The organism is Alteromonas sp. AWJ4_197 (assembly GCF_056160285.1).
The window spans coordinates 17,026-29,375 of the sequence record NZ_JBSWWW010000001.1; the positions used below are offsets into that span (position 1 = coordinate 17,026).

Here is a 12,350-nt window from a genome sequence, read left to right on the forward strand (position 1 = left end):
ATGAAGCGCAGCACAACGCTGCGCTTTTTTATGCCTGTTACACAGCGAACAACTGAGAAAGCGATTTAAACGCCTTGAACTCCAGCGCATTGCCTGCAGGATCATGAAAAAACATGGTCGCTTGTTCGCCGGGTTCCCCTTTAAAGCGCACGTAAGGCTCTATAACAAACGACATATCTGCCGCTTTTAACCGTTCAGCCAGTTTGTGCCAGTCTGCCATATCCAGCACCACACCGAAATGCGGCACCGGAACAGCGTGACTGTCTACTTCATTGTGCTGTGGTGCAGAGGGCATGGCATCAACGCAATGAGTTACCAGTTGATGGCCATAGAAGTTCCAGTCAATCCAGCGGGTGTCACTGCGCCCGCGTTCGCAGCCCAGTAAGTCTCCGTAAAACGCAGCAGCAGCGGCTAAATCGTCAACGGGAATCGCAAGATGAAACGGTTGAGGCATGTGCTCTCCTTTATAATAATTTTTTCAACAGCCATAATTTTAATCGGGAATACGGGGCGTAACGTACCGCTACGTCAAACTTCGAGGCTCTTACCATCACTGATTTAAGATGACTGAACGTATCAAAGCCATATTGTCCGTGATAGCGCCCCATACCACTGCTACCGACCCCGCCAAAAGGCAAGTTTGCATTGGTCATAAACATCATCGTGTCGTTCACACACACGCTGCCTGCACTGGTTTGCGTAAGTACTTTGTCACGAAGGCCGTGATCTTCACTGAACAGATACAGCGCCAGAGGTTTTGCCCGCCCGCGGATAAAGCCAATGCTGTCTTCTATGTTCTCCAGTTCGATGACCGGCAACACCGGGCCGAAGATTTCTTCCTGCATCAGCGTGCTGTCTGCCGGAGGATTTAACACCACAGCCGGGGCCAGCTTGCGTTTCCCGTCGTCCCGTTCGCCACCAATACGGCATTGCAGATCCGCAATGAGCTGACACAGTCTTTCGTAATGACGGGTATTGACGATATGCCCGTAATCTTTGCTTTGCAAAGGTTCAGGCCCGTACTGCTTAGTGATTTCCCGTTCAAGGGCGGCTAGAAACGCCTCAGCAAACCCTTTTTCAATCAGGATATAGTCCGGGGCGATGCAGGTCTGGCCGCAGTTCATCCACTTACCCCACACTATCCGCCTGGCGGTGACGTCCAGTCTGCAACTGGCGTCAACAATACAGGGGCTCTTCCCGCCAAGCTCCAGGGTAACCGGCGTAAGGTGTTTCGCTGCTGCAGACATTACAATTTTGCCCACCGCTTCGCCACCGGTATAAAAGATGTGGTCGAAAGGCAGGGTTAATAAAGCCTGTGTCTCCTCTTTAGCCCCTTCAACAATCGCCACCGCGTCTTCTTCCAGATACTGAGGCAGCAAGCTGGCCATTAATGCTGATGATGCAGGGGCAAGTTCTGACGGTTTAATAATGGCACAATTACCCGCTGCCAGTGCCGCAATCAGCGGCGCTAAAAGCAATTGCACAGGATAATTCCACGCCCCGATGATCAGCACAACACCCAACGGCTCCGGTTGCAGATAACTGCGGGCCGGCTGGGCCGCCAGGGGCGTAGATACGTGACGTAAATCTGCCCAGCTGTCGATATGTTTGAGTGTGTGCTTGAGGTCAGAGAGTAAAAAGCCGGTTTCCGAAGTACGGGCTTCTGTTTCACATTTGCCTAAATCCTGATTCAGGGCGCGGTGAATGTCTTGCTCATGGGTAACGAGCATGGTCTTAAGGGCCAGCAACTGCTGTTTGCGCCAGCTGATATCACGGGTTTTATTGGTGAAAAAGGTGCTTCGCAGCGCAGCGAACGTTGCAGCGTAATTCCCCGCCTCCTTAGAGGGCGCATTACCGGTATCAGTTACAACTTGCATTGATTCACTCCCCTGTTCAGCATTCAGTGGTTTACTTTACCGACAAAAAAGCCTGCTCGGAAGCAGGCTTTTCAGGTATTTATCTTTTTGCTTACGCGTCGTAAGGATGACGTAACACGATAGTTTCGTTACGGTCAGGCCCCGTTGATACGATATCAACAGGCACGCCGGTAATGGCTTCAAGGCGTGCGATATAATTGCGCGCTTCCTGAGGTAACTTATCGAAATCAGTGACGCCGAAAGTTGTCTCTTTCCAGCCCGGCATTTCTTCGTAAACCGGAGTAACCAGGTCGTAGCCATCAGCAGCCATAGGCGGAACGTCTTTCACGTTACCGTCTGCGTCTTTATAACCTACACAGATTTGCAGAGTTTCCAGACCATCCAGTACGTCCAGCTTGGTTAAGCAGAAACCGGTGATTGAGTTAATTTGCACAGCGCGTTTCATCGCAACGGCATCGAACCAGCCGGTACGACGCTTACGGCCAGTGGTCGCACCGAACTCATGACCTTTTACGCCCAGATGCTCACCGACATCGCAAGCCAGTTCTGTAGGGAAAGGACCGGAACCAACACGGGTTGTGTACGCTTTAACAATACCTAATACATAATCCAGGTTCAGCGGGCCAAAACCGGCACCGGTAGCAACGCCGCCTACTGTGGTATTAGATGACGTAACGTAAGGGTATGTACCGTGGTCAATATCCAGCAGTGTACCTTGCGCACCTTCAAACATAATTGGCAAACCCGCTTTGTGGGCTTTGTCCAGTTCGTCGGTTACGTCAACAACCATGGCTTTCAGGATATCTGCCACAGCCAGCGCCTGCTTGAGGGTTTCATCGAAATCCACTGCCGGCTCTTTGTAGTATTGCGTCAACGTGAAATTATGTACGTCCAGTACTTCTTTCAGTTTTGCCGCGAAATCTTCAGGGTTGAACAGATCGCCAACGCGCAGACCACGACGTGACACTTTATCTTCGTAAGCCGGACCGATGCCACGACCGGTTGTACCGATTGCTTTGCTGCCACGGGCCTTTTCGCGGGCCACGTCCAGTGCAATGTGATAAGGCAGGATAAGCGGGCAGGCTTCACTAATTTTTAAACGTTCCCGCACAGGCACACCACGTTCTTCCAACATGGTGATTTCTTTCATCAGTGCTTCCGGGCTTAATACCACGCCGTTACCAATGATGCAGGTAACGTTGTCACGCAGAATACCGGACGGGATTAAGTGGAGGACGGTTTTCTCACCGTCGATTACCAGTGTGTGACCGGCATTGTGACCGCCCTGATAGCGAACCACGTATTTTGCGCGATCTGTTAACAGGTCTACGACCTTACCTTTACCCTCGTCACCCCATTGAGTGCCGAGTACCACAACGTTCTTTGCCATGAATCTAGTGTGTAAAAAAATTAGGCGGGGATTCTACCAAAGATTGCGACCTTTGATCATCTGTTTTATGCGCAAAAATAAGACAGACATGGTCTGAGCCATATTATTTTTTTATAAATTAACAATTGTTCAACGGGATAGATACACCAGGCTGACAACGCCAATCACCACCAGCACTCCTCCGACTTGTCTTAGACTATTGCTCGATTGCTGGCTCACAGAAAGCAGGTATAATCGCCAACGGTCAGGCATGATTAACGGTCCAAGCCCTTCAACAATGCAAACAATAGCCAGTGCCGGCCATAACCAGTCCATGCATTTCTCCTCATTAAGTTTGTTTTGGTTGCTGATGCACAACCCTGATGACGCCTGATCTTTTGACCGGAGACAACGTTAACACATTTGACCAGTTATATTTTGTCACAAAACCTCAAAATATCTGCTATATCAATACTGTAGTTATGCATTAAAGGATAACCAATGAGATTTCCTCTTCAGGGACACTATGCAATCGACGTTTCAGGTAACCTGCTTGAAGTGTTTGCAACGGGTGCCTGGAATAAAGCCACAGCAGAGGCCATGACAGAGGATATTCACCGGATGGCGCAAGGGTTTAACAATGAACCCTGGGGAGCCATAATGGACGGTCGCCGCTGGGTATTGTCTACACCTGAATGTCAGAATGTGCTGGCAAGGGGAATAAAGAAGAACATCACCATGGGTCTGACGCGATCTGCCTATGTGCTTGATGCGGGCATGGTGAAGCGGGCTCAAATTGAACGAACCCATCCACACCTGCGGGAAGACATTCGCGGAACAAATTACGAACGGGCTTACTTTTCCAGCTACTTCGAAGCGTTGTGCTGGCTTGCTGAAGGCGGTTTTACACCCTACCCGCAGCAACCCCCGCAGTCAGACAACGATTAATAGAGCAGGCTGTAAACCTTCCGGCGGTACTCAGATTTCAGGCTGTCACCATCCGGCAATGCATTAATCATATCCAGCATCAACTTTTTCGCTTCACCGAAATTCAAATCTGTCTTTAGCACATTCAATAACAATGCTAATGCTTCGGCAGATTTATGGGCCTGCTGTAACTGCACCGCTAATTCCACTTTCAATTGCAGATTGTCGGGTTCAGCTTCTACCTGTGCGGTTAACTGCTGAATTTCCGGAGACTCAGCGGCCTGTTCTGCCAGTTCAACTTTACCGGTCAGCGTTTGATAGCGACTATCCTGATCGACCAGAGTAATCGTTGCCAGCAGCGCCTTTGCAGCATCCACCGAACCGGTTTCCACCAGGCAATCGATGTACATATAACGGGCGTTAATATTCCCTTCGTTCATTTCAAAGGCTTGTTTGGCAAACGGGAATGCCGTTGCATAATCACCTTCGTAAATGGCTTCACCGGCTTTCGCCAGTAATTCATCTTCCGGGTTTGGCAGGTACTTACTCAGGAACTCGCGGATCTGGTCTTCGCCCTGAACGCCGGCAAAGCCGTCCACCGGCTGGCCGTCTTTCACTACCATGACCGTGGGGAGACTGCGAATACCGAACTGCGCCGCGACTTCCTGCTGCTGGTCACAATCGACGCGTGCAAGAATTAAATTATCACCGAATTCAGACGCGATCTTTGCCAGTATGGGAGAAACACTTTTCGACTCCTCGCTCCATTCTGCCCAAAAATCCACAAGTACCACTTTTTCCCGTGAATCCATCAGAATGACCTGCTGAAAATTCTCCGGAGTGATATCAACGGTATTGTTCGCAACTAAATTATCCATGCGTATTTGCCTGTTCTGAATATTTGCTCAATGATATGGGTGCGTTAGCTGCAAAAGCAAGACTGACAACCATACAGTTCAGCGTTACACTGACTGCCACGACTTTTAAGGAACGATTTATTCTTACTATGCTCCCCCAATTGAAAATTCTGATCATTGAAGACTCAGCAGAGCTGCTGGAGCAGCTTTCCACCAGCATCCGTTCCACCACCGAGCTGTTCGACAGGCCAGACATTGAGATCACGGTCGTTGAAGCCAGCTCTGTCGCCACAGCCCTGGACTCCGTTCACAACGACGGAGAAATTCAGGCCGTGGTATTCAGTTGGGATACCGAAGTCAGGCAGTTTGAAATCGGTGGCGAAGGCAAAGGGAAAGTAGACAACAATGCGGTGGTCATCAAGGCCATCAAAGCCATCCGCCCGGAATTACCGGTTTATGTGCTGGGTGATGCTATTAAGGGACTGGATATTGTTAACCAGGCCAGCGGCATGGAGTCGTTTTTCTACCGCAACGATATTATCTCCGATCCGGAATCGATCCTCGGCTACATCATTAACGACTTTGACGACCGCAATGAAACGCCATTCTGGACTGCCTACAAAGAGTATGTACTGGAAGCCAACGACTCCTGGCATACGCCGGGTCACAGTGGCGGTGCCAGCTTCCGTAACTCGCCTTATATCAGTGATTTTTACCGTTTCTTCGGCCGCAATGTGTTTGTCAGCGACCTGTCGGTAAGCGTTGACTCGCTGGGTTCTTTATCTGACGGTACCCATGCCATTGGCCGTGCCCAGTCTGCACTGGCAAATACCTTTGAAGTCCGCCAGTCGTATTTTGTGACTAACGGCTCATCGACGTCCAACAAAATTATTCTGCAAACCCTGCTGCGTGAAGGCGATAAAGTGATCGCCGACCGTAACTGCCACAAATCCGTGCACTACGGCATTGTGCAGGCACGCGCAATGCCGGTGTATCTGGACAGCGTTTTTAACCCTGATTACGGCATTTTCTCACCGCCGAAACTGTCACAACTGAAAGAAGTGATTGAAGCCAACCAGGATGCAAAACTCATTGTGCTGACGGGTTGTACCTACGACGGACTGCTGACCGACCTGAAACAGGTTGTGGACCTGGGCCACCAGTACGGTATCAAAGTATTCATCGACGAAGCCTGGTTTGCGTATTCCTTATTCCACCCGCATTTCAGACCCTATTCAGCCATTCACGCCGGTGCAGACTACGTGACGCACTCGGCGCATAAAGTGGTATCAGCATTCTCTCAGGCGTCGTTCATTCACGTGAATGACCCGGATTTCGATATCGACTTCTTCAAAGAGATTTACAGCATACATACCAGCACCTCACCCAAGTATCAGTTGATTGCATCGCTGGACGTGTGCCGTCAGCAACTGGAGATGGAAGGCTACAAAATACTGAATGAGTTGCTCAGCAACGTGGCGGAACTTAAGGAGCAGGTATCGCGCTTCAGCCGCATCCGTATTCTGGAATCAAAAGATTTTGCACAGGCCTTTGACCATTTTGAAGAAGACAATATGGGTCATGATCCCCTGAAAATTCTTATCGACGTTTCAGCCTTGTCTTATTCGAACCATGAAATTCACCGCTTCCTGATGGATGAAGTGGGTCTGGAAATCGAGAAGTTCACACACAGCACGATCCTGGTTCTGCTTACCCTTGGCGGCATGCGCTCGAAGATTGTGCGCCTGTACAATGCGCTGAAGAAACTGGATGAAGGCAGTGTCAGCCTGAACCGCAGTAAGAGCCGTGCGGTGATGCCGGCGAAGATCCCGCCGATTAATCTTGTGACCTTGCCTTCAACGGCGTTTTTCAGCAAACGTGAGTCGGTTCCCTGGCAGGAAAGTGCCGGTCGTATTGCAGCGGGACTGGTAACGCCCTATCCCCCGGGCATTCCTTTGATCGTGCCGGGACAATTAATCGAGCAGGAACATATTGATTATCTGCGTTCACTGGCCAATCAGAAGCTCACCATCCAGGGCTTATACGACGGTGAATTATACGTACAGGGCGAATAGCGCTGCAGACAAAAAAGCTCACCGTCCGGTGAGCTTTTCGCTTTATAGAGTAGAGCCGGCAACAGCAGTCAGCCAGTTTACCTTGGTGATACCTTTAGCAACTTGCCTTCCGGCGTGTCGGTCAGCAAATATAAATAGCCATCAGGCCCTTCAATCACATCACGGATACGTTCGTTTCTGTCACGGAGATATTCTGTCTGCTCGCCGGGTTTTCCCCCTTCCATGTCAATGTGGCGAAGGTGCGTAAACTTGAGTGACCCCACCAGCAAATCACCTTTCCACTCAGGGAATTTGTCACCGTTGTAGAACACCATGCCGGACGGTGCGATAGACGGATCCCAGTAAACAACGGGCTGCTCCAAGCCTTCCATTTCTGTTTTGTCAGAAATAATGTCACCACTGTAATCAATACCGTAAGTGATCAGCGGCCAGCCGTAGTTGTTACCTTTGCCGAGCAAATTCACTTCATCACCGCCTTTCGGACCGTGCTCCATTGCCCAGACCTCACCGGTTTGCGGATGAACTGTCAGGCCCTGCACATTACGGTGACCGTAACTGTACACCTGCGGCGCGTCACCTTTGATGAACGGATTATCTTCCGGTACAGAACCGTCAGGCCAGATCCGCACCACCGTACCCAGATGATTACCGGTGTTCTGCGCCTCTTTCATGTACTTGTAGCGATCGCCCAGAGTGACGAACAAATGCCCCTCATTATCAAACGCTACCCGGCAGCCGAAGTGAAAACCGTTATCCACCAGCGGTGAGGCTGAAAAGATGGTTTCGACATCAGTCAGGCTGTCTCCGGCGATTTTAGCTTTGCTGACACTGCTGCTACTGCCACCTTCACCCGGTTTGCTGTAACAAAAGTAAATGGTCTGGTTGTCTGCAAAGTCAGGATCGGCGGTGATACCCAGTAATCCGCCCTGATTCACAGCAGCCACTTCCGGTACATTCTTCAGCGGGGCACTCAGGCCGGCAGTCTTGTCAAAAATACGGATGTTCCCTGCCCGTTCGGTGATCACCATTTTACCGTCAGGCAAAAAAGCCATTCCCCAGGGGTGAGAGAGGCCGGTAGTCAGTTCTTCTACATTCAGTTCTGTCGCCTGAGCAGAAAAAGCTGTGCCCAGCACAGCGGCCAGGCACAGCGATTTAGTCCATGATGTCGTCATGTTATTTTTATACCTTATTGAGGCAGCATCGCCCGTAACATCCATGCGGTTTTCTCATGTACACGCATGCGGTCTGAAACGAGGGCAGCTGAAGATTCGTCATCGGCATCCTGTGCCAGCTTCAGCACACTGCGGGATGTTTTCACAACGGCCTCATGACCGTGTGTTAACAAGCGTACCATCTCAGACGCTTCCGGCACACCCTCAACTTCTTCAATAGAAGATAGCTCAACGAATGACTTATAGGTACCCGGCGCAGCAACACCCAACGTTCTGATGCGCTCGGCAATATCATCCACAGCAGTTGCCAACTCGGTGTAATGCTCCTCGAACATCAGATGCAGTTCGCGGAATTGTGGTCCGGTGACGTTCCAGTGGAAATTATGCGTTTGCAGGTACAATGTATAAGAGTCTGCCAGCAATCTTTTCAGCCCTTCGGCAATCTCGAAACGATCGTTTTCTGAAATACCAATATCAATCTTGCTCATCGTACACTCCTTAGTGGAATAAATTGTTTTTGAATCGTTATGATTCAATAATAGCAATCGATAAAAATAAATAAAATCTATTTTTTAGATTAGTAAGTTCAATTGTTTCTATGCGTTTTTCACGGTCAGTGATCATTACCATGATGATGGTGATGCATTGTTTCCGATGCATTGACGACCGGCACTGTCACCTTCTGTTCAGACCCGTCGCTAAAATATAAGGTCATGGGAAAAGCTGAACCGGCTTCCAGTCCTGAGACTAATCCGGTCAGCATAAAGTGCGTACCGCCGGATTGCATAGCCACAGACTCTCCGGGTGCGACGGTGACCCCGTCTTGCAACTGACGCATTTTCATCATCCCGTCCTGCATGACAGTTGAATGTATTTGCACCTGTGCGGCCAGATCTTCACTGACACTGGCGCGGACAAGGGTAACCGGCTGATCTGAGTGATTCGTGATTGTGGTGTAGACAGCGGCTGTTTCAGCCATCGGAAAGGTTGCTCTTGCCTGCGTGTTTGTCAGTTCAAACTGTGATGCCGCAGACGCTGCAGAAGTTAACAACAATGCCAGTAAACAGACTGACAGTCTGAAAAGCACAGACACGTTTTCGCTCCGGTGAAAGACGTTGGTTTAACACCATCTTAGGAGAGATAACCTGATTTAGGAAGTGTGCAGTTTGATTTACTGCAAGAAAACGAAGAATTTTCAGCGGATGCAGAGAGAATGGTGCCGACTGCCGGAATCGAACTGGCGACCTACTGATTACAAGTCAGTTGCTCTACCAACTGAGCTAAGTCGGCACACTCTCTAAAGCTTGCTGCGAACAGCGGATGCGTATTCTAGCGACAGAATTTTTTCTGTCAAGACTCTATCTGCTTAAGTTTACGCGCTTCTTTTCCCAGTTTAGGAAAATACTCTGACGGTACATACTGGCCAAGCTCTTCAAGCTTACTTCCCAGTTCAGCATAGGATGCTGCCGTCACGTTAATATGGCCCATTTTGCGCTTTTCACGGACGGTTTTACCGTACCAGTGCAAATGACAGCCGGCTATCTTCAACAGATCACGGGAAAAGCTGCTGCAACCAATAATGTTAACCATGGCGCTGGGGCCGCGGGCTTCTGTATCCCCTAACGGTAAACCGGTGACTGCGCGCAGATGATTTTCAAACTGACTGGTGTCGCTGCCGCTCATCGACCAGTGGCCGGAGTTATGTACCCGCGGCGCCAGCTCATTGACCAGCAATTCATCTTTGCACTGGAACATTTCCACCGCCAGCACGCCCACATAGTTCATGCCTTCAGCCAGCACGCGGAAAATTTCTTCAGCTTTTTTCTGCAACGCTTCAGAGACGAACGGAGCCGGTGCCACAGACACATGCAGCTGCCCCTGGTGGTGCAGGTTCTCAGCCAGCGGGTACACCTTGATGTCCCCGTCTTTATCCCGCACGCCAACCAGCGACAATTCGCGATCAAAGTTCACCATGGCTTCAACCACCAGTGGCACTTTTTTAAGATCAAGATTACTCAGCGCCTGTTTGATTTCGGGAAGTTGCTCTTCGCTCATTAAACGCCACTGGCCATAACCATCGTAACCGTCACGGCTGGCTTTGATGATCAGCTTATCGCCCAGTGCCGATACGCAATCTTCCAGCTCGTCGATATACGTGACTACCTGATGGGCTGCATTGGGTACATTGAGCGCATCAAGGAGACGCTTTTCTCTGACACGATCTGCACCGACCAGGATGGCATTCATGGACGGATAGAGTTTTTCTGTTTTGCTGGCCTGCTCAAGCAGCCTTTCCGGCACGTGCTCAAATTCAACTGTCAGGGCATCTGAAGACTCTATGGCCTGCGCCAGACTGATATCCAGCGGACGCTTGCTGACAGGGTGTACAACCGTGTCATTACTGACTTCAACAGCCTGCACTTCAATACCCAGCGGACAGCCCGCAAGATACATCATTTGCGCAAGTTGACCTGCGCCGTACACCAATACTCTCATTCATCAAGCTCCAGATTACCGTTGCTCAGTACTGTATCTGTTTGTGTTTTTCTGAATGCAATGACCGCGTCCCGTACCGCTTCGTCCTGCAACGCCACAACCTGAGCAGCAAGCAAACCGGCGTTAGCGGCACCGGCATCACCAATGGCCAGTGTGCCTACAGCAACACCTTTAGGCATTTGTACGATGGATAGCAAAGAATCAATACCGTTCAGCGCTTTTGATTTCACGGGGCAGCCAAAAACAGGCAGATGGGTATGGGCAGCAATCATGCCGGGCAAATGCGCGGCTCCGCCGGCGCCGGCAATAATACAGCTGAAACCTTCGTCATGTGCAGTTTCGGCAAATTCCACCAGCAGATTAGGTGTACGGTGGGCAGAGACCACCTTTGCTTCAAATTCCACTCCGAACGATTTAAGCATCTTCGCCGCGTTTTGCATTGTCGGCCAATCAGACGTAGACCCCATGACAATAGCAACTTTAGCCATCGTGTGACTCCCCATGGTTTGAGACGTTGGTAAGACCCGCTGTTTGATGTGAAATTAATCAGGCGGATCAGAAAGCACGCGATTTTAGCATAAAATCTGATAATACCCACATTACCTGCGATGATAAGACTGTAATAAATAGATCCTTCGTTATATTTTATTACTATCAATAGTGAATTATTTATATTTGCATGAACCAGGGAGTCTTTATGCAATCTTTGACATTTCGTCTTCTGGAGGTCTTCCAGAGCATTGTCGATCACGGTTCTATCACTGCGGCATCCTCGGCGCTTTCTCTTTCTCAGCCCACCGTATCGTTACAACTCAAAAAGTTGTCCGGCATTGTAGGCATGCCGTTATTCGAACAGACATACGGCCAGTTGAAAATGACGGAAGCCGGAGAAGCCGTTTATCAGTGTGCACAGGAAGTGCTGGGCTCTCAGTCCAGACTGGAAAGTCAGATCCATGCGTTGAAAGGGGTGGAAATCGGTACCCTGAAGCTGGCAGTCGTCACGACAGCTAAATATGTGGTTCCGCCCATTTTAAGCCCGTTCTGCCGGCAACATCCTAATATTGAAGTGCGTTTCACGGTGGGCAACCGCGCGGATATTATCGAGCGCATGCGCCACAACCGGGATGACGTGTACATTTTCAGTCAGCCGCCCCAGGACGACAATCTGATCTGTACGCCATTTTTACAAAACAAGCTGGTTGTTATCGCGCCGCCTGACTATGACGGCCCGGATAACTGTGATCTAAAAGACCTCATTAATCATAAATTCTTACTACGGGAATACGGCAGCGGTACGCGTCGCGCGATTCAGGATTACACTGACAACAAAGGGTTGGTGTTCCGGAATTCCATGATTATTGAAAGTAACGAAGCGATTCGTCTTGCGGTCACATCGGGGCTGGGTCTGGCGATTCTCTCCGAACACACTCTGGCGCACACGCCGCCGGACAGTGTGAGGGTCCTCAACATCAATGATTTCCCGCTAGTAAACCACTGGCAGGCTGTAACCGTAAAACACCGTCAGATAAGCCTGGCAGCTCAGGCATTTCAGAAGGCTTTATTAAACGTGGAGTAAT

At 50.0% G+C, this 12,350-nt stretch carries 13 protein-coding genes and 1 tRNA gene; 3 read left to right on the forward strand and 11 right to left on the reverse strand.

Features of this window, described 5'->3' with window-relative positions; genetic code table 11:
• Nucleotides 1-37: 37 nt before the first annotated feature.
• The 4 genes from ACXAGC_RS00095 to ACXAGC_RS00110 form a co-directional block, all read right to left on the reverse strand.
• A complete protein-coding gene (locus tag ACXAGC_RS00095) occupies nt 38-454 on the reverse strand; it encodes a VOC family protein (protein WP_474841355.1) in 417 nt (138 codons plus the stop codon).
• Nucleotides 455-464: 10 nt separating this feature from the next.
• Nucleotides 465-1,877 carry an aldehyde dehydrogenase family protein gene (locus ACXAGC_RS00100; protein WP_474841357.1) on the reverse strand — a complete coding sequence of 471 codons (1,413 nt, stop codon included), beginning with the start codon at nt 1,875-1,877 and terminating at the stop codon, nt 465-467.
• A gap of 91 nt (nt 1,878-1,968) precedes the next feature.
• Nucleotides 1,969-3,267, reverse strand: coding sequence for an adenylosuccinate synthase (locus ACXAGC_RS00105; RefSeq protein ID WP_119502677.1), 1,299 nt, complete (start codon nt 3,265-3,267; stop codon nt 1,969-1,971).
• A 129-nt stretch (nt 3,268-3,396) separates the two neighbouring features.
• Entirely contained in the window at nt 3,397-3,582 is a 186-nt protein-coding gene (locus tag ACXAGC_RS00110; protein WP_119502678.1) for a DUF2065 domain-containing protein, read from the reverse strand.
• 165 nt (nt 3,583-3,747) lie between these two features.
• On the opposite strand from ACXAGC_RS00110, the gene ACXAGC_RS00115 reads away from it, so the two are divergent.
• Nucleotides 3,748-4,194 (forward strand): hypothetical protein, encoded by a 447-nt coding sequence (locus tag ACXAGC_RS00115; RefSeq protein ID WP_474841360.1) that lies wholly within the window; start codon nt 3,748-3,750, stop codon nt 4,192-4,194.
• Here the strand turns inward: ACXAGC_RS00115 and ACXAGC_RS00120 are convergent.
• A complete protein-coding gene (locus ACXAGC_RS00120; protein ID WP_474841362.1) occupies nt 4,191-5,051 on the reverse strand; it encodes a tetratricopeptide repeat protein in 861 nt (286 codons plus the stop codon). The genes ACXAGC_RS00115 and ACXAGC_RS00120 overlap by 4 nt on opposite strands.
• A gap of 128 nt (nt 5,052-5,179) precedes the next feature.
• On the opposite strand from ACXAGC_RS00120, the gene ACXAGC_RS00125 reads away from it, so the two are divergent.
• The gene (locus tag ACXAGC_RS00125; protein ID WP_119502681.1) at nt 5,180-7,105 is read left to right on the forward strand and encodes an aminotransferase class V-fold PLP-dependent enzyme; all 1,926 of its coding nucleotides are present in this window, start codon (nt 5,180-5,182) and stop codon (nt 7,103-7,105) included.
• Between the two features lie 77 nt (nt 7,106-7,182).
• Here ACXAGC_RS00125 and ACXAGC_RS00130 read toward each other — a convergent pair whose 3' ends face one another.
• The 6 genes from ACXAGC_RS00130 to purE all read right to left on the reverse strand — a co-directional run bounded on the left by ACXAGC_RS00130 (nt 7,183) and on the right by purE (nt 11,261).
• A complete protein-coding gene (locus ACXAGC_RS00130) occupies nt 7,183-8,277 on the reverse strand; it encodes a PQQ-dependent sugar dehydrogenase (protein ID WP_474841364.1) in 1,095 nt (364 codons plus the stop codon).
• 14 nt (nt 8,278-8,291) lie between these two features.
• A complete protein-coding gene (locus ACXAGC_RS00135) occupies nt 8,292-8,765 on the reverse strand; it encodes a Dps family protein (protein ID WP_119502683.1) in 474 nt (157 codons plus the stop codon).
• A gap of 125 nt (nt 8,766-8,890) precedes the next feature.
• Nucleotides 8,891-9,370, reverse strand: a complete 480-nt coding sequence (locus ACXAGC_RS00140) for a copper chaperone PCu(A)C (RefSeq protein ID WP_474841366.1) — start codon at nt 9,368-9,370, stop codon at nt 8,891-8,893.
• A gap of 121 nt (nt 9,371-9,491) precedes the next feature.
• Nucleotides 9,492-9,567 (reverse strand) — tRNA-Thr (locus ACXAGC_RS00145).
• Nucleotides 9,568-9,627: 60 nt separating this feature from the next.
• A complete protein-coding gene (locus tag ACXAGC_RS00150; protein WP_474841368.1) occupies nt 9,628-10,773 on the reverse strand; it encodes a 5-(carboxyamino)imidazole ribonucleotide synthase in 1,146 nt (381 codons plus the stop codon).
• Nucleotides 10,770-11,261 (reverse strand): 5-(carboxyamino)imidazole ribonucleotide mutase, encoded by a 492-nt coding sequence (purE, locus tag ACXAGC_RS00155; protein WP_119502685.1) that lies wholly within the window; start codon nt 11,259-11,261, stop codon nt 10,770-10,772. Before purE ends, ACXAGC_RS00150 begins: the two co-directional genes overlap by 4 nt.
• Before the next feature lie 209 nt (nt 11,262-11,470).
• On the opposite strand from purE, the gene ACXAGC_RS00160 reads away from it, so the two are divergent.
• Nucleotides 11,471-12,349 (forward strand): LysR family transcriptional regulator, encoded by an 879-nt coding sequence (locus tag ACXAGC_RS00160; RefSeq protein WP_474841371.1) that lies wholly within the window; start codon nt 11,471-11,473, stop codon nt 12,347-12,349.
• The last annotated feature ends 1 nt before the right edge of the window (nt 12,350 follow it).